Below are 14,455 nucleotides of genomic sequence, written 5' to 3'. Positions count from 1 at the left end.
TTTTACTTGATTACACGCGTCGCTTTTTGGGCGGGCGACAACCGTTATGCGGGATCGGTGTGATATCCGAGATCAAGCGGACTTTGAGACCCATCGCTTGCACCGCGCGGATGGCATTCTCGCGGCCGGGGCCAGGTCCCTTCACATACAACTCAACCTCTTGAACTCCGAGTTGTTGCGCGGCTTTGATTGCCTGCTCGGCGGCAAGACGAGCCGCAAACGGAGTGCTTTTACGCGAGCCTTTGAAACCGGCCGAACCGGCGCTCCCCCATGCAATGGTATTGCCTTCCATGTCGGTGACGGTAACGATGGTGTTGTTGAACGATGCAAAGATGTGCACTTGTCCAGCCGACAGGGCGCGCTTGGCTTTCTTGGCGCCAGCCGAACGGCGCGTGGAACGTACGCTTTGAGCCATAATTCTTCTGCCTCTTTACTTCTTCGCGCCGCGGCGACGACCGCGACCGGCGACGGTTTTCTTGGTGCCTTTGCGGGTGCGCGCGTTAGTCTTCGAACGCTGGCCGCGGACAGGCAAGTTGCGGCGATGGCGCAAACCGCGATACGAGCCAATTTCGATGAGACGCTTGATGCTCATCTGGACCTCGCGGCGCAGGTCGCCTTCGACCTTGTAATTTTTACTAATAAACTCGCGCATCACTTGCACATCCGCCTCAGACAGGTCCTTCACCCGGGTGTCCGGGTTTACCTTGGTCTGGGCAAGGATGTTACGCGCGCGCGTCGGTCCGATCCCATATAAATAGGTCAGACCTACTTCTACCCGCTTATTGCGGGGCAAATCAACGCCTTCAATTCTCGCCATGGTTTACTCTATCCCTGTCGTTGTTTGTGTTTAGGATTTTCGCAGATGATAAATACTCTGCCTTTGCGCCGAATGACTCTGCATTTGGCGCAGCGCTTCCGTATCGATGGTGAAACTTTCATTTCAATTGACTCCTTACAACTTTCTTAAAACAGCCGAAGTTTTGATTATACACGCACGTAATTTGTTCGTCTAGCCGAATCAGGCAGGATCACGGGACAGTCAGGATTAAGGGGTCTCCTTCGGTGACAGCGACCGAATGCTCGAAGTGCGCCGTCAATGATCCGTCTGCCGAAACCACTGTCCAGTGATCGGGGAGCACGCGTGTTTGCTCCGTCCCGATCAGGACCATGGGTTCGATGGCTATTGTCATGCCCGGTTTGAGCGGCAAGCCAGTCCCGGCTTTGCCGTAGTTCGGCAATTGGGGACCTTCGTGCATCTGCCTGCCCACACCGTGGCCGGTGTATTCGCGCGTGACGAAATAGCCGTTACTTTCCACATGTTTTTGTATCGCCGCAGACACGTCGCCGGTGCGGTTGCCCACGCGCATTTTCTCGATGCCGAACGCCAACGCTTCTTCTGTGACTTTCAGCAGGTTGCGGGCTTCGGGAGAGATTTCTCCCACCCCGGCAGTCAAAGCCGAATCCGCCACCAACCCGTTGAGCGCCGTTCCGCAATCTATTGAAACAATGTCGCCCTCTTTTAGGATCCGTTTCTTACTCGGGATCCCATGGACGAGTTCGCGGTTGATGCTCACCGTGATCGAGGTCGGGAAGGGCGGGCGCCCATAACCTTTGAACGGCGATACACACTTGTGTTTCCTCAGCACATCCTCAGCAGCCGCGTTGAGATCGGCGGTGGAAACACCCGGTTTTAAAAGTGCTCGTACAGTCGCCAAGACTTCCGCGTTGATTCGCCCGGCCGCGCGCATGGTCTGCAGTTCAGCCTGGCTCTTGAGGTGAATTTGGCGAGCCCAACTCATGATCTGGTTTTCAAGGCGTCCATCAGATCTTGTGTCACTTGATCGATGGCCTGTAATCCATTAATTTCTACCAACTTGCCGTGATCGCGGTAATACTTGATCAACGGCGTTGTTTGCTCCATATACACTTCGATACGGCGCGTGACGGTTTCCGATTTGTCGTCATCGCGTTGATATAACTCTGAACTGTCGATATCGCACACCCCTGCTCTTTTGGGCGGGTTGGTCTTCTCGTTGAAGATGTGACCGCTCTCGCGGCAGGTCCAGCGCCCGCTCAGGCGGCTGATCAACTCATCGCGCGGAGCAATGATCTGCGGGACAACATTCACCCGCCCGTGGAAGGTCTGGAGCATTTCTTCCAACGCGGTCGCTTGCGCCGGGGTGCGGGGAAAACCGTCCAAGATGGCGCCAGTTTCACAGTCGGGACGAGCGAGGCGGTCTTTGATCATCGCAATGGTCACGTTATCCGGCACCAGGTCGCCCTTGCTCATGAAGGTCTGGGCAAGCTTTCCCAAATCGGTTTGGTTCTTAATGTTCTCACGGAAGAGATCGCCTGAGGAGATGTGGGCAAGCCCTGTCCGCTCAGATAAACGATTTGCCTGCGTGCCTTTGCCAACTCCGGGTGGTCCGATGAGGACAATATATGTCGGCATGACAGGTCTCTTCTCTAGCTGGTTAGAAGTTTTATATCTTCGTAGCGGTTCTTCAGCTCGGATTCGATATTGGCAACCGTATCACGAACCACGCCGACTACGATCAACAAGCCCGACGATGACACCAGGAACAACCCGGCGTTATTGCTCGCCGGTGGATATACCACTTGAATGAGGAACGGCATGATCGCCACAACGCCCAGCAAGAGCGCGCCCGGTAATGTGATGCGGCTTTGAATGCGGCTCAAATACCTTTGGGTCGGCGCGCCTTCCGGCACACCGGGGATCTGAATGCGTTGGCGTTTCAAGTTATCACCGTAATTCTGCTGGTCGAAAATAACCGTCGTGTAGAAATAGGTAAAGGAAACGACCATGAGGAAGTATAACGTCCAGTAGCCCCATGAGTTCGCGCCGCTGGCATTGAAAAAGTTCACAACGCTTGTCGAAAAATTTGCCACCCATTGGGTTTCCGAGGTGACAAAATAACTCGCCACGATTGCCGGGAATTGCAGGATGGCGCTTGCAAAGATCAACGGGATCATGCCGGAGAGGTTCACCAACAGCGGCAGAAAAGGTTGAGGGGTCTTGATCGTCCGTCCGCGTTGAATGGCTTGAAACACTTGCGCCTTTTGGGCGAACATGATCGGCACATTGCGGCGCCCCTGTTGGACGTACACGACCGCAACCACAGTGAGGATGATGACGAAGATCATGATCCCAAGCAAAATCCAGCGGTTGGTTTCATCCAATAATATGACTTGGATGTTCTGCGGGATTTGCGACACAATGCCGGCAAAGATAATGAGCGAGAGCCCCTGCCCGCGGATACCGTATTCCGAGATCAACTCGCCGAGCCAGATGGCAAACATGGTGCCGGCGGTCATCACCAGCAAGGTAGTGAGCGACGACAGCCATAGGTCGGGCGTGAAACCGAACGGAATGATGGTTTGCGAAGCGATGGAGTTGAATATATTGATCTGTCCGATTGCCGAAAGCATTGCCATCGGCACGGCAAGATAATACGTCCACTTCTCCATCCATTGGCGGCCCTCGCGCGGGTTATCTTCCATGCGTTTCTGCAACGCGGGGATGATCGGCACCAATAATTGCAGGATGATCTGCGCCGTGATATACGGATACACACCCATGGAAAGAAGCGAGAAATTTGAGATCGTGCCGCCGGAGAGCAGGTTTAGGAAATCGAGAAAGTTCCCAGACCGGCTCTGCTGAAGGAACGCTTCCAACGCGGCGCGATCCACGCCCGGGGCGGGAACATTTGCGGCGATGCGAAAGATCAACAGGATTCCAAGCGTGATCAGCAATTTCCGGCGGATATCTTCCGACGTCCACAAAAATCGCCAAGCAGATGGTTTGTTCTTTTCAGCCATGAAGTTCCTCAGATACCTACTCGGATGCGGCGATCAGTTCCACACTGCCGCCTGCTTTTTCGATTTTGGCTTTGGCGCCCGCGCTGACGCGATGCGCGCGAACTTTAAGACCTATGGTCATCTCGCCGCGACCTAAAATTACCACCGGGTTACGGGGGTCGCGCAATAAATGGGCTTCGGTCATCGTTTCAGGCGTAACCTCTGTATCGGCTTTGAACGCCGCGGAAAGCTGGTCCAGATTCACTTCGTTGTAGTCGACGCGATTGAGCGGGGTAAATCCCTGACCGCGCATGAACGGCAAGCGACGATAAAAGGGCAGGTTGCCGCCCTGGCGATACATCTTGCCGCCTTCACCGGAGCGCGAACCCTGACCCTTGGTGCCGCGACCGGCTGTCTTGCCCTGCCCCGCGGAGATGCCGCGACCGACGCGCTTGCGATTCTTTTTGGAACCCGGGTTGGGTGCTAATTCATGAAGTTTCATCGTCTATCCTGCTTCTTCCACGTGAACCAAGTGGACGATCTTGTTGATCATCCCGCGAATGGCTTCGGTGTCTTTATGTTCAATGGTTTGTTGCAAACGGCGCAAGCCTAATGCCCGCGCGGTGGCGCGTTGGTCTTTGGTATAGCCGATCGGGCTTTTCACCAACGTCACAAAAAGGGTTTTGCCCTGCGATTCTTTCTTAGGCATGTTGCTTCCTCCGCTCCCAGAACGGCAAGAGATCGTTCACGTTCTTGCCGCGTCGCGCGGCTTCCTCGGCCGGGGATCGTAACTGACCGAGCGCGTCAAATGTGGCTTGCACCACGTTCAACACGTTCGCGCTTCCTTGTGATTTCGTGAGAATGTCGCGCACACCAGCCACCTCAAGCACAGCGCGCACGCCGCCTGCCGCAATCACGCCGGTGCCAGGCGAAGCGGGCTTGAGCATCACTTTCGCGCCAGCCACGCGCCCGAGCACTTCGTGCGGGATGGTGGTGCCGGAAAGGTTGACAACTTTCATCTTCTTGCGGGCGCGCGTCGACGCTTTGCGCATCGCGTCCGGTACGGCATTCGCCTTACCCACGCCCATCGAGATGGTTCCCTTCTTGTCGCCCACCACAACAGTTACGCGGAACTGAAAGCGACGTCCGCCTTTCACCACTTTCGCTACGCGCGCAATTTCGATCACACGCTCTTCGAATTGGTCTTGGGCTTCAAAATCCTGTTGATTTTTGTTGTATTCTGCCATTTGTTCTCCACGAACCTAAAACTGCAAGCCGCCTTCGCGCGCGCCGTCAGCCAGCGCCTTCACGCGACCCACATAACGAAACCCGCCGCGGTCGAACACAACGGACTGGATGCCCTTGCCCTTTGCGCGTTCAGCGATCGCCTGCCCGATCATTTTTGCCTGCTCAGACTTCTTCATGCCTTTTACTTTCGCGCGCAGGTCCTTATCCACAGTGGATGCGGAGGCGAGCGTGCGGCCCGCGCTATCGTCGATCACCTGCGCGTAAATCGCAGACAGGCTCTTGAACACGTTCAAACGCGGACGTTGAGCTGTGCCCGCCATATGTTTGCGGACACGCGCATGCCGGCGGGTTCGCGCCAACAATCGTGATTTATTCGCCATGGCTTACTTGGCTCCTTTCGCGGCTTTGCCAGCCTTGCGGCGGACTCGTTCACCCGCATAGCGGATGCCTTTGCCATGATATGGCTCTGGCGGACGCACACCGCGAATTTCAGCGGCGGTTTGCCCAACCACTTCGCGGTCGAATCCCTGTACCTTGATCTGGCGGGTTTTCAAATCCACTTCGAAGGAAATGCCGGCAGGCGGTTCCACCTTGACTGGGTGCGAATAGCCCACAAACAGCGCCAGATTCTTTCCTTCCATTTCAGCGCGGTATCCCACGCCTTCCACTTCAAGCACCGTTTCAAAGCCGGCGCTGACACCGCGCACCATGTTTGCAATCACTGCGCGGGTGGTGCCGTGAAGGGCGCGTTCAGCGGGGTGATTCGAATTACGCTTCACCACAACCTGCCCATCCTCCATCGTAATCGCAATATGCGGAGAGAACGCGCGTTTGAGTTCGCCTTTCGGTCCTTTTACGTGCACATCTGAGCCTTGCACAGTCACCTGCACACCGCCCGGGATCGCCACGGGTAAACGTCCAATACGAGACACTGAAACCTCCTGCCTTACCACACTTTACACAGGATTTCGCCGCCCACGCCGAGCTGTCGGGCGCGCGCGCCGGTCATCACACCTTTGGGCGTCGAGAGGATGGCAACGCCGATCCCGGAAAGCACCCAGGGGATGTCCTGCTTCTTAGTGTAAATTCGTCGTCCGGGCGTGCTCACGCGTTCCAGTCCGGAAATGACCGGTTTTTTCTCGCGGCGTTCGCCCACATATTTGATCTTGAGTCGTAAGGTCTTGTGAGCGGCAGGTTCGCCGTCCACTACCTCGAACGTTTCGAGGTACCCTTCGTCCTTGAGGATCTTTGCAATCTCCAGTTTGAGCTTGGAGTTCGGCATTGCCACCAGCGCGTGCCCTGCCATCACGGCATTGCGAACGCGGGTGAGCATATCGGCAATTGGGTCGTTTATAGACATGCTATCACCTCGCCTACCATGAAGACTTCACAACGCCGGGGATTTTCCCCTGCAACGCGAGTTCGCGGAAGCAGATGCGGCACAAGCCAAAGCGGCGGATATATCCGCGCGGTCTGCCGCAACGCACACAGCGGTTGCGGACCTGGCTTTGATGCGCCCGTCGGGACTCTCGATATTGCATACATTTCTTCGCCATAAATTATGCTTCCTTCTTGCTAAACGGCATTCCAAGCAATTGCAACATGGCACGCGCCTGGTTATCATTATTCGCGGTGGTCACGATGGTGACTTCCATCCCGCGCAGTTTGTCGATTTTGTCGTATTCGATCTCCGGGAAGATCAGCTGGTCGCGCAAGCCCAGGGTGTAATTGCCGCGTCCATCGAAGGCGTTGGGCGACACGCCGCGGAAATCGCGCACGCGCGGCAGAGCCGTTGTCATCAAGCGATCGAGGAACGCCCACATCTTGTCGCCGCGCAAGGTAACCTTGGTGCCGATCAGGCGCCCTTCGCGCAGTTTGAAGTTCGCAATGCTTTTGCGCGCCTTGGTCATGATCGGTTTTTGCCCGGTGATGATTGTCAGGTCGTTGACGGCGGCTTCGAGGGCTTTGGGGTTGTCCATTGCCTCGCCCATGCCGATGTTTACCACGACCTTATCCACACGCGGCACTTGCATGATGTTCTTGAATTCGAACGACTTGCGCAGTGCGGGAACAACGTCGCTGTTGTATTTTTCTTGTAATCTATTCATTCTTCAAATACTCCGCGGCTAGGCGATGATCGCCTGGCATTCTTTGTTCTTGCAGATGCGGTGCACGCCATCCTCGTCGCGTTTGACGCCGACCCGTGTGGGTTCCTTGCACGTCGGGCAGACCAGCATCACGTTTGAGATGTGAATCGGTCCTTCGAAGTGAATCCGCCCGGGGTTGATGTTGCGGTTCGACTGTGTCTGCACTTGCCGCTGGTGTTTGGTGCGGATGTTGACACCCTGCACGATCACGCGGCGCGTATCGAGGATCACGTTGATGACTTCGCCGCGCTTGCCTTTATCTTCGAGGCGCCCGCTGATGACTTGCACGGTGTCGCCTTTGCGAATCTTGACTTTCATTCTTATTAATCCTCCAACCTACAGCACTTCCGGAGCGAGTGAAACGATCTTCATGAAGCCTTTTTCACGTAACTCGCGCGCAACAGGACCAAAAATGCGCGTGCCTTTGGGGTTTACGCCATCGGCGTCCAACAATACCGCGGCGTTATCGTCAAACTTGATGTAGGAACCGTCTTCGCGCCGCCATTCCTTCGAACAACGGACGATGACCGCCCGCACTTTCTCGCTCTTTTTCACGCCGCCTTGCGGTGAAGCGGACTTCACTGAAGCGACGACTACATCGCCGATACTGCCGTACCTGCGGGTGGAGCCGCCCAGCACGTGGATGACGAGCAGTTCGCGCGCGCCGGAGTTATCTGCCACCTTAAGACGGGATTCGTGCTGGATCATGGCTTATTCCTCCGCCTTTAAGTCTGCAACGCCGGTATCTGCGGTGCGCACTTCGCGCTTGACAATGGATTCAACCACCCAGCGTTTTGTCCGAGACAATGGCTTGGATTCGACCAATTCGACCTGGTCGCCCACCTGGCAACCGATCTCATCATGCGCTTTGAAGCGCTTGCTCGAATGGACGACCTTGCGATACAAGGGATGACGGAAAACCCGCTTCACCTCGACCACAACCGTCTTGGTCATCTTGTTGCTGGTAACCACACCAGTCACGCGACGACGATTGTTCATGCTTCACCTTCCTTGGGTTCCGCGGCTTTTTGCTCGCGTAAAATAGTCAACATGCGGGCAATGTGGCGGCGCAGGATTCGCACGCGGCTGGTGTCGGTTAATTGGCCAGTTACCTGCTGGAACCGCAATTTCATTAGCTCGTCGCGCGCATCCGTCAGTTTGCCTTCGATCTGGCCGGGCTGGTCGTTACGCAAATCTTTCGCTTTTACAGCCTTCATGCCTGCTCTCCTTCGTGCCGCGCAACGACCTTGGTCTTGATCGAGAATTTATATTGCGCATTCTTAAGCGCTTGCACCGCTGTGGCAGAATCCAGACCGCCCACTTCGAACATAATACGGCCAGGCTTGACAACCGCCACATAATATTCAACGTTCCCTTTACCGGAACCCATGCGGGTTTCGGGCGGCTTGTGTGTGAACGGCTTCGCTGGGAAGATGCGAATCCAGACTTTTCCACGACGTTTCATCTCGCGGACGATGGTGCGGCGCGCGGCTTCGATCTGTCGCGCTGTGACCCAACCGGGCTCAAGCGCCTGTAAGCCGAACTCGCCGAAACTGACTTCCGCGCCGCGCAGGGCTTTCCCTCGCATACGACCGCGCATTTGCTTGCGCCACTTTACACGTTTTGGCATCAACATAATCACTACCTCAAAAGACGGCTCTGAATTTGCTACTGGCTGACGTACACGCCTTCAGTCGCCTCAACCTTTTCTTCCACTTCGGGCTTCGCTTCGCCCTTGTAGATCCAGACTTTTACACCGATCTGACCGTATGTGGTGGTCGCCTCAGAGATGGCGAAATCCACATTCGAACGCAGGGTTTGCAATGGGACGCGTCCCTCGCGCAACCAGACATCGCGCGACATTTCCGCGCCGCCCAAGCGACCGCCGACCATGATCTTGATGCCCTCGGCGCCCTGCTTCATGGCTTGCTGAATGGCGCGCTTCATGGCGCGGCGATAAGCGATACGACGTTCGAGTTGGTCGGCAATATTGTGCGCAACCAGCATCGCGTCGGTATCGGGCGAGCCGATCTCTTTGATATCGAGGTCGACCTTTTTCCCAACCAGCGCTTCCAGCCCCGCGCGGATCTTTTTCACGCCTTCGCCTTTGCGCCCGATCAAAATACCGGGCTTGGCGGTGTGAATCGAAACCTTGATCTTGCCGGGATAGCGTTCTACTTCCACCCGGGAGATGCCTGCTTTGCGGTTCTTCACAGTGTCGGGCAGGTCTTTGCGCAATTTACGGACTTCTGTGCTTTTGGCGGCGCCGCCTTTTGAAGGAATTCCGAGCAAAAGATTGCGAATGGCAAAATCCTGGTGCAGGTGCTGACGATATTCGGCGCCTTCAGCGAACCAGCGCCCCTGCCAACCCTGATTGATTCCAAGCCGCATTCCAATCGGATGAACTTTACGACCCATAACTTCTCCTTATGACTCCGGTGACGCCCCGCGCTCGCGCAGGACCACAGTGATATGCGAATTGCGGCGAAGAATCGGCTTGAAACGTCCGCGGGCGCCGAAACGCCTCCACTTGCGCGTGGGAGCCTCGTTTGCAAAGATCTGCGCCACGAACAGGTCGTCGCGGCTGATGCCGAGGTTTTCTTCCGCATTGGCAACCGCGGAAGCCAGCAATTTTCGCACCGGCAATGCCGCGGCTTTGTTCACAAAGCGGAGCATTTCGAGCGCGTCGTTCGCATCTTTGCCTCGCACGAGGTCGACGACCAGCCTCACCTTTTGCGCAGACATCGGAAGAAACTTCAAGTGTGCTTGAATATCATGCATGACTCAAATTCCTTATGATGCCGCGGGCGTGGCGGCTTTCTCGCCAATGGTATGGCCGCGGAAGGTGCGCGTGGGGGCAAATTCGCCCAGGCGGTGACCAACCATATTCTCGGTGATGTAGATCGGCACATGCCGGCGTCCATCATGGACGGCGATCGTATGACCAACCATCTGCGGGAAGATCACACTGGCGCGGCTCCAGGTGCGAATCACTTTCTTCTCGCTCTTCTGATTCATCGCTTCGATTCTTTTCAACAACTTGGGCTCCACGAAGGGTCCCTTTTTCAATGATCGTGACATTCTTACCTCAACTCAATTAGCGGCTCGTCTTGGAGCGACGGCGCACGATATACTGATTCGTCTTCTTGTTACGGCGGGTCTTGTAACCCAGGGTGGGCTTGCCCCACGGACTCTTCGGTCCGGGTAAACCAATGGACTGGCGTCCTTCACCACCGCCATGGGGATGGTCGCGCGGGGTCATAGCCGAACCTCGCACTGCCGGGCGGATGCCTCTATGGCGTTTGCGACCCGCTTTTCCAAGTTTGACATTGCCGTGATCGAGATTGCCAACCTGACCGATCGTTGCATAACAAGTCTGGCGGATCAAGCGCACTTCACCAGATGGCATACGCACTTGCGCAAAATCGCCTTCTTTGGCAAGTAATTGCGCCGCGCCGCCTGCGGAACGAACCAACTGGCCGCCGCGTCCATCCTGGACTTCGATGTTATGGATAAGCGTGCCGACGGGGATATTTGAAATCGGAAGCGAATTGCCGGAACGGATTTCGGCTCCTGCGCCAGCCATGACTGTATCGCCGACCTTGAGATCGAGCGGGGCAATAATGTAACGTTTTTCGCCATCTATGTAATGCAACAGGGCAAGGCGCGCCGTGCGGTTGGGATCGTACTCGATCGCCGCCACCTTGGCGGGAATGCCGCGCTTATCGCGTTTAAAATCCACCAAGCGGATGAAACGGCGATGTCCACCGCCGCGATGGCGAACGGTCACGCGGCCGTAGGCGTTTCTTCCGCCGCTTTTACGAAGCGGAACTAATAACGAGCGTTCCGGCTTGGACTTGGTAATCTCGTCAAATGTGTAACCGGTCATCCCGCGGGTGCCCGGTGTTACGGGTTTATACTTTTTGACTGGCATTATTGCACACCTTCAAAGATTTGCAGGGTTTGACCCTCTGCCAACGTGACGATCGCTTTCTTGACGCTGGCTTTACGAACCAACATACGACGGCTTCGCATTCTGCGACCGCGCTTGGCGGAGGTGTTGATAATGTTGACACGTTCGACCTTCACATCGTACAAGGTCTCAACAGCGTCCTTCACGGACTTGCGCGTGGCAAAATCTGCAACGACAAATGAATATTGATTCAATTTGCCGGAGAGATAATTCGATTTCTCTGTGATGAGTGGACGGCGTAAAATATCGTACACAGTGGTCATCTCTGTCTCCTATCCTAGATTCGCGGTCAGGGCATCGATTGCCGTCACAGGCAACACGAGTTTGTCATAGGTGAACAGATCGCGGATATTCAGGTAACCAGCGAGCAACACTTTGGCATCGTCGAGATTGCCAATCGTTCGCATGGCAACTTCATAGGATTGGTCTTTTTGCGGTAGAACAACCAGGGCAGACTTATCGCCTACAAGATTGTTCAACGCGAGCGCCATTACTTTGGTCTTCGGTTCGGAAATGGTCAGTTCATCCACAACAACCACGCCTGCCTCCTTTGCCTTTACAGAAAGGGCGGAGCGCAACGCGGCTTGTCTCATTTTCTTGGGCATACGCTGTTCGTAACTGCGCGGATGCGGGGTATGGATGCGACCGCCTCCCACCCACTGGGCGGCGCGGCGCGAACCTTGGCGGGCGCGGCCCGTTCCCTTTTGTTTCCAAGGTTTTGCGCCGCCACCGACAACTTCGCCGCGGACCTTGGTATCGTGCGTGCCAAGGCGCGCATTTGCCAGCTGGCGCTGGTATGCCTGGTGCATCAAATCTACATTAATAGGGGCTTCAAAGATCGCAGAGGGAAGTTCCACTTCGCGAATCTTCTTACCTTCGAGGTTGAAAACATCTACTTTCATCTCATCAAATCCTTTGCGCCTACTGCTTGCGCGCCTCTTTGATCATCACCACGCCGCCTTTGCCTCCGGGCACAGCGCCGTGAATGCCAAGCAGGTTGCGTTCCGTATCCACCATGATCACTTTCATGGCAGAGACGGTAACGCGGTCACTCCCCATATGACCGGCGCCGCGCGCATTTTTGAACACGCGCCCGGGGGTGGTTCCCGATGAACGCGAACCGGGAGCGCGATGGCGGTCAGATTGACCGTGCGTCTTCTTGCCGCCGCCGAAGTGATGGCGTTTGACTGCGCCGGCAAATCCTTTGCCTTTGCTTGTGCCGATCACATCTACTTTTTCGCCGACTTTGAAAACATCCACTGTCAGTTTGTCGCCAACGCTGGCGGCTTCCTTCGAGCGAAACTCGCGCAGAAAGCGAAGCGGCGGCAGGTCATTCGACTTCAAATGCCCAAGCGCGCCTGCCGACAATTTTTTAGGGTGAAGTTCTTCAAACCCAACTTGAACAGCCGCATACCCATCCCGATCCTGTGTGCGGACCTGCGTAACGTAACATGGCCCAGCTTCGATGATCGTCACAGGATACGCGACGCCTTTCTCATCGAAGATCTGGGTCATGCCGATCTTCCGTCCAATAAGCCCTTTTAACATGCTCAATTTTCTCCTTCAAAAGATTTTGCGAGACTGTCAGCCCGGGCTTGGGCTGCATCATCTCCGGACAGCGCAGTAAACGGGTTGTTGGGACATACAGGTTTTTGTTGTCCCGCGCAACGCCGTTCTTGCGCTGGCGAAATGAGAGAGTAGAGTTTCCATTCGAGCCGGTCTCTACTCTCTGTATAACGACCAACTAAATTTTTATTTCGATATCCACGCCCGCAGGCAATGACAAGCGCATCAACATATCGATTGTCTTCGAGTCCGGGTCAAGCACATCGATCAAGCGGTTGTGCGTGCGGATCTCATAATGCTCGTGCGAGTCTTTATCTATGAATGTCGAGCGCCGTATTGTAAACCGTTCAGTCTTGGTTGGCAAGGGCACGGGACCAACAACATGCGCGCCACTGCGTTCGGCAGTTTCGACAATGCGCTTGGCGGTCGAGTCAAGGACGCGATGATCGTACGCCTTCAAACGGATGCGGATCTTCTGTTTCGTCATGACATCGCCTATTCAATGATCTTAGTAACGACGCCGGCGCCGACGGTGAGGCCGCCTTCGCGGATGGCGAACTTGGAGCCTTGCTCCAACGCCACAGGCACGATCAGTTCCACGGTCAGGTTCACGTTGTCGCCCGGCATCACCATCTCGACGCCTTGCGGCAGTTCAATGTTGCCCGTCACATCCATCGTGCGGATGTAGAACTGCGGGCGATACCCGCTGAAGAACGCCTTGTGCCGCCCACCTTCTTCCTTCTTCAGCACGTACACTTCCGCCAGAAATTTCTTGTGCGGCGTCACCGAGCCCGGCTTGGCTAACACCTGCCCGCGCTCCACGTCTTCACGCTCGATGCCTCTGAGCAGAATGCCCGCATTGTCGCCAGCCACCACTTCATCCAATTCTTTGTGGAACATTTCCGTTCCCGTGATGACCGAACTCTTGGTCTCGCGCAAGCCCACGATCTCGATGGGGTCGCCTTTCTTCGCCACGCCGCGATCCACACGTCCCGTCACCACCGTCCCGCGCCCCTTGATCGAGAACACGTCTTCCACCGCCATCATGAACGGTTTGTCCATCTCACGCTTGGGTTCGGGAATGTATTCGTCGATCACCCGCAATAACTCTTTGATGCTCTCGTATTCCGGCGCGTTCGGATCCTTCGAGGCGCTGTCTAAGGCCTGTTTCGCAGACCCGCGCACGATCGGCGTCGTGTCGCCCGGGAAGCCGTAGCTGTTCAGCAGTTCGCGCAACTCCAACTCCACCAACTCCAGCAACTCGGGGTCGTTCATCATGTCCACTTTGTTGAGAAACACCACGATGCTCGGCACTTCCACTTGCCTCGCCAACAGCACGTGTTCCCGCGTCTGCGGCATCGGACCCATCCGGCGCCGCCACCACCAGGATCGCCCCGTCCACCTGCGCCGCGCCCGTGATCATGTTCTTGATGTAGTCGCGGTGCCCCGGCATGTCCACGTGCGCATAATGCCGCTTCGCCGTCTGGTATTCCACGTGCGAAATGTTGATCGTGATGCCGCGCGCTTTTTCTTCCGGCGCGTTGTCGATCTGGTCGTACGCTTTCACTTCTCCCGACCCGATCGCCAAGGCCGCTACCTTGGTGATCGCCGCCGTCAATGTCGTCTTCCCGTGGTCGATGTGCCCCATCGTCCCCACGTTCAGATGCGGTTTACTCCGATCGTATTTTTCCTTCGCCATAAG

27 protein-coding genes and 1 pseudogene are annotated in these 14,455 nt (G+C 55.9%); all 28 read right to left on the bottom strand.

The genetic code is table 11. From position 1 onward, the window contains the following. Positions 1-10 precede the first annotated feature (10 nt). The 28 genes and pseudogenes from rpsK to tuf all read right to left on the bottom strand — a co-directional run bounded on the left by rpsK (position 11) and on the right by tuf (position 14,452). Positions 11-415, bottom strand: coding sequence for a 30S ribosomal protein S11 (gene rpsK, locus IPM31_12000; protein MBK9007704.1), 405 nt, complete (start codon positions 413-415; stop codon positions 11-13). A gap of 15 nt (positions 416-430) precedes the next feature. After that, positions 431-817: a 30S ribosomal protein S13 gene (gene rpsM, locus IPM31_11995; protein MBK9007703.1), complete on the bottom strand. Its 387-nt coding sequence runs from the start codon at positions 815-817 to the stop codon at positions 431-433. A gap of 8 nt (positions 818-825) precedes the next feature. Beyond that, positions 826-939: a 50S ribosomal protein L36 gene (gene rpmJ / locus IPM31_11990; protein ID MBK9007702.1), complete on the bottom strand. Its 114-nt coding sequence runs from the start codon at positions 937-939 to the stop codon at positions 826-828. An 89-nt stretch (positions 940-1,028) separates the two neighbouring features. Beyond that, a complete protein-coding gene (gene map, locus IPM31_11985) occupies positions 1,029-1,799 on the bottom strand; it encodes a type I methionyl aminopeptidase (GenBank protein ID MBK9007701.1) in 771 nt (256 codons plus the stop codon). Next, the gene (locus tag IPM31_11980) at positions 1,796-2,452 is read right to left on the bottom strand and encodes an adenylate kinase (GenBank protein MBK9007700.1); all 657 of its coding nucleotides are present in this window, start codon (positions 2,450-2,452) and stop codon (positions 1,796-1,798) included. The genes map and IPM31_11980 overlap by 4 nt, the downstream gene beginning before the upstream one ends. A 14-nt stretch (positions 2,453-2,466) precedes the next feature. Then, a complete protein-coding gene (secY, locus tag IPM31_11975; GenBank protein MBK9007699.1) occupies positions 2,467-3,840 on the bottom strand; it encodes a preprotein translocase subunit SecY in 1,374 nt (457 codons plus the stop codon). 16 nt (positions 3,841-3,856) lie between these two features. Further along, positions 3,857-4,321: a 50S ribosomal protein L15 gene (rplO, locus tag IPM31_11970; protein ID MBK9007698.1), complete on the bottom strand. Its 465-nt coding sequence runs from the start codon at positions 4,319-4,321 to the stop codon at positions 3,857-3,859. A gap of 3 nt (positions 4,322-4,324) precedes the next feature. After that, the gene (rpmD, locus tag IPM31_11965; GenBank protein MBK9007697.1) at positions 4,325-4,528 is read right to left on the bottom strand and encodes a 50S ribosomal protein L30; all 204 of its coding nucleotides are present in this window, start codon (positions 4,526-4,528) and stop codon (positions 4,325-4,327) included. Then, on the bottom strand, positions 4,521-5,066 hold the full coding sequence (gene rpsE / locus IPM31_11960; GenBank protein ID MBK9007696.1) for a 30S ribosomal protein S5: 546 nt from the start codon (positions 5,064-5,066) through the stop codon (positions 4,521-4,523). The genes rpmD and rpsE overlap by 8 nt, the downstream gene beginning before the upstream one ends. Before the next feature lie 15 nt (positions 5,067-5,081). Then, the gene (locus tag IPM31_11955; protein MBK9007695.1) at positions 5,082-5,447 is read right to left on the bottom strand and encodes a 50S ribosomal protein L18; all 366 of its coding nucleotides are present in this window, start codon (positions 5,445-5,447) and stop codon (positions 5,082-5,084) included. A 3-nt stretch (positions 5,448-5,450) separates the two neighbouring features. Further along, a complete protein-coding gene (gene rplF / locus IPM31_11950) occupies positions 5,451-5,999 on the bottom strand; it encodes a 50S ribosomal protein L6 (protein ID MBK9007694.1) in 549 nt (182 codons plus the stop codon). 14 nt (positions 6,000-6,013) lie between these two features. Continuing rightward, positions 6,014-6,427, bottom strand: coding sequence for a 30S ribosomal protein S8 (gene rpsH / locus IPM31_11945; GenBank protein MBK9007693.1), 414 nt, complete (start codon positions 6,425-6,427; stop codon positions 6,014-6,016). 13 nt (positions 6,428-6,440) lie between these two features. Continuing rightward, positions 6,441-6,623, bottom strand: a complete 183-nt coding sequence (locus IPM31_11940; protein MBK9007692.1) for a type Z 30S ribosomal protein S14 — start codon at positions 6,621-6,623, stop codon at positions 6,441-6,443. Between the two features lie 3 nt (positions 6,624-6,626). Continuing rightward, a complete protein-coding gene (gene rplE / locus IPM31_11935; GenBank protein MBK9007691.1) occupies positions 6,627-7,175 on the bottom strand; it encodes a 50S ribosomal protein L5 in 549 nt (182 codons plus the stop codon). A gap of 18 nt (positions 7,176-7,193) precedes the next feature. Beyond that, on the bottom strand, positions 7,194-7,532 hold the full coding sequence (rplX, locus tag IPM31_11930; GenBank protein MBK9007690.1) for a 50S ribosomal protein L24: 339 nt from the start codon (positions 7,530-7,532) through the stop codon (positions 7,194-7,196). Positions 7,533-7,550: 18 nt separating this feature from the next. Continuing rightward, a complete protein-coding gene (gene rplN / locus IPM31_11925) occupies positions 7,551-7,922 on the bottom strand; it encodes a 50S ribosomal protein L14 (GenBank protein ID MBK9007689.1) in 372 nt (123 codons plus the stop codon). 3 nt (positions 7,923-7,925) lie between these two features. Further along, on the bottom strand, positions 7,926-8,213 hold the full coding sequence (gene rpsQ / locus IPM31_11920) for a 30S ribosomal protein S17 (protein ID MBK9007688.1): 288 nt from the start codon (positions 8,211-8,213) through the stop codon (positions 7,926-7,928). After that, positions 8,210-8,431, bottom strand: a complete 222-nt coding sequence (rpmC, locus tag IPM31_11915) for a 50S ribosomal protein L29 (protein MBK9007687.1) — start codon at positions 8,429-8,431, stop codon at positions 8,210-8,212. Before rpmC ends, rpsQ begins: the two co-directional genes overlap by 4 nt. Beyond that, on the bottom strand, positions 8,428-8,850 hold the full coding sequence (gene rplP, locus IPM31_11910) for a 50S ribosomal protein L16 (GenBank protein ID MBK9007686.1): 423 nt from the start codon (positions 8,848-8,850) through the stop codon (positions 8,428-8,430). The genes rpmC and rplP overlap by 4 nt, the downstream gene beginning before the upstream one ends. Before the next feature lie 32 nt (positions 8,851-8,882). Then, on the bottom strand, positions 8,883-9,632 hold the full coding sequence (gene rpsC / locus IPM31_11905; GenBank protein MBK9007685.1) for a 30S ribosomal protein S3: 750 nt from the start codon (positions 9,630-9,632) through the stop codon (positions 8,883-8,885). Positions 9,633-9,641: 9 nt separating this feature from the next. Continuing rightward, the gene (rplV, locus tag IPM31_11900; protein MBK9007684.1) at positions 9,642-9,995 is read right to left on the bottom strand and encodes a 50S ribosomal protein L22; all 354 of its coding nucleotides are present in this window, start codon (positions 9,993-9,995) and stop codon (positions 9,642-9,644) included. A gap of 12 nt (positions 9,996-10,007) precedes the next feature. Beyond that, positions 10,008-10,295: a 30S ribosomal protein S19 gene (gene rpsS / locus IPM31_11895; protein MBK9007683.1), complete on the bottom strand. Its 288-nt coding sequence runs from the start codon at positions 10,293-10,295 to the stop codon at positions 10,008-10,010. A gap of 16 nt (positions 10,296-10,311) precedes the next feature. Next, entirely contained in the window at positions 10,312-11,148 is an 837-nt protein-coding gene (gene rplB / locus IPM31_11890; GenBank protein ID MBK9007682.1) for a 50S ribosomal protein L2, read from the bottom strand. Next, positions 11,148-11,450, bottom strand: a complete 303-nt coding sequence (gene rplW / locus IPM31_11885) for a 50S ribosomal protein L23 (protein MBK9007681.1) — start codon at positions 11,448-11,450, stop codon at positions 11,148-11,150. Before rplW ends, rplB begins: the two co-directional genes overlap by 1 nt. A 9-nt stretch (positions 11,451-11,459) precedes the next feature. After that, positions 11,460-12,089: a 50S ribosomal protein L4 gene (gene rplD, locus IPM31_11880; protein MBK9007680.1), complete on the bottom strand. Its 630-nt coding sequence runs from the start codon at positions 12,087-12,089 to the stop codon at positions 11,460-11,462. A 19-nt stretch (positions 12,090-12,108) separates the two neighbouring features. After that, positions 12,109-12,735, bottom strand: a complete 627-nt coding sequence (rplC, locus tag IPM31_11875) for a 50S ribosomal protein L3 (protein MBK9007679.1) — start codon at positions 12,733-12,735, stop codon at positions 12,109-12,111. Between the two features lie 196 nt (positions 12,736-12,931). Further along, positions 12,932-13,240 carry a 30S ribosomal protein S10 gene (gene rpsJ, locus IPM31_11870; protein ID MBK9007678.1) on the bottom strand — a complete coding sequence of 103 codons (309 nt, stop codon included), beginning with the start codon at positions 13,238-13,240 and terminating at the stop codon, positions 12,932-12,934. Between the two features lie 8 nt (positions 13,241-13,248). Continuing rightward, positions 13,249-14,452 (bottom strand): annotated as a pseudogene (gene tuf / locus IPM31_11865) (elongation factor Tu). Positions 14,453-14,455 lie beyond the last annotated feature (3 nt).

Source organism: Candidatus Defluviilinea gracilis, from assembly GCA_016716235.1.
Classification (GTDB): Bacteria; Chloroflexota; Anaerolineae; order Anaerolineales; family Villigracilaceae; genus Defluviilinea; species Defluviilinea gracilis.
The sequence above is the reverse complement of the archived record's forward strand: the minus strand, read 5'-3'. Positions and strand labels throughout refer to the sequence as shown.

Coding starts and splice junctions, on each gene's coding strand:
- rpsK (MBK9007704.1), bottom strand. CDS start 415: ATGGCTCAAAGCGTACGTTCCACGCGCCGTTCGGCTGGCGCCAAGAAA.
- rpsE (MBK9007696.1), bottom strand. CDS start 5,066: ATGGCAGAATACAACAAAAATCAACAGGATTTTGAAGCCCAAGACCAA.
- rpmJ (MBK9007702.1), bottom strand. CDS start 939: ATGAAAGTTTCACCATCGATACGGAAGCGCTGCGCCAAATGCAGAGTC.
- rplX (MBK9007690.1), bottom strand. CDS start 7,532: ATGAAAGTCAAGATTCGCAAAGGCGACACCGTGCAAGTCATCAGCGGG.
- rpsC (MBK9007685.1), bottom strand. CDS start 9,632: ATGGGTCGTAAAGTTCATCCGATTGGAATGCGGCTTGGAATCAATCAG.
- rplC (MBK9007679.1), bottom strand. CDS start 12,735: ATGTTAAAAGGGCTTATTGGACGGAAGATCGGCATGACCCAGATCTTC.
- rpsJ (MBK9007678.1), bottom strand. CDS start 13,240: ATGACGAAACAGAAGATCCGCATCCGTTTGAAGGCGTACGATCATCGC.
- rpmC (MBK9007687.1), bottom strand. CDS start 8,431: ATGAAGGCTGTAAAAGCGAAAGATTTGCGTAACGACCAGCCCGGCCAG.
- rpsQ (MBK9007688.1), bottom strand. CDS start 8,213: ATGAACAATCGTCGTCGCGTGACTGGTGTGGTTACCAGCAACAAGATG.
- rplD (MBK9007680.1), bottom strand. CDS start 12,089: ATGAAAGTAGATGTTTTCAACCTCGAAGGTAAGAAGATTCGCGAAGTG.
- rpmD (MBK9007697.1), bottom strand. CDS start 4,528: ATGCCTAAGAAAGAATCGCAGGGCAAAACCCTTTTTGTGACGTTGGTG.
- rplP (MBK9007686.1), bottom strand. CDS start 8,850: ATGTTGATGCCAAAACGTGTAAAGTGGCGCAAGCAAATGCGCGGTCGT.
- secY (MBK9007699.1), bottom strand. CDS start 3,840: ATGGCTGAAAAGAACAAACCATCTGCTTGGCGATTTTTGTGGACGTCG.
- rplN (MBK9007689.1), bottom strand. CDS start 7,922: ATGATCCAGCACGAATCCCGTCTTAAGGTGGCAGATAACTCCGGCGCG.
- rplB (MBK9007682.1), bottom strand. CDS start 11,148: ATGCCAGTCAAAAAGTATAAACCCGTAACACCGGGCACCCGCGGGATG.
- rplE (MBK9007691.1), bottom strand. CDS start 7,175: ATGAATAGATTACAAGAAAAATACAACAGCGACGTTGTTCCCGCACTG.
- rpsS (MBK9007683.1), bottom strand. CDS start 10,295: ATGTCACGATCATTGAAAAAGGGACCCTTCGTGGAGCCCAAGTTGTTG.
- rpsH (MBK9007693.1), bottom strand. CDS start 6,427: ATGTCTATAAACGACCCAATTGCCGATATGCTCACCCGCGTTCGCAAT.
- IPM31_11955 (MBK9007695.1), bottom strand. CDS start 5,447: ATGGCGAATAAATCACGATTGTTGGCGCGAACCCGCCGGCATGCGCGT.
- rplV (MBK9007684.1), bottom strand. CDS start 9,995: ATGCATGATATTCAAGCACACTTGAAGTTTCTTCCGATGTCTGCGCAA.
- IPM31_11940 (MBK9007692.1), bottom strand. CDS start 6,623: ATGGCGAAGAAATGTATGCAATATCGAGAGTCCCGACGGGCGCATCAA.
- rpsM (MBK9007703.1), bottom strand. CDS start 817: ATGGCGAGAATTGAAGGCGTTGATTTGCCCCGCAATAAGCGGGTAGAA.
- IPM31_11980 (MBK9007700.1), bottom strand. CDS start 2,452: ATGCCGACATATATTGTCCTCATCGGACCACCCGGAGTTGGCAAAGGC.
- rplW (MBK9007681.1), bottom strand. CDS start 11,450: ATGACCACTGTGTACGATATTTTACGCCGTCCACTCATCACAGAGAAA.
- rplO (MBK9007698.1), bottom strand. CDS start 4,321: ATGAAACTTCATGAATTAGCACCCAACCCGGGTTCCAAAAAGAATCGC.
- map (MBK9007701.1), bottom strand. CDS start 1,799: ATGAGTTGGGCTCGCCAAATTCACCTCAAGAGCCAGGCTGAACTGCAG.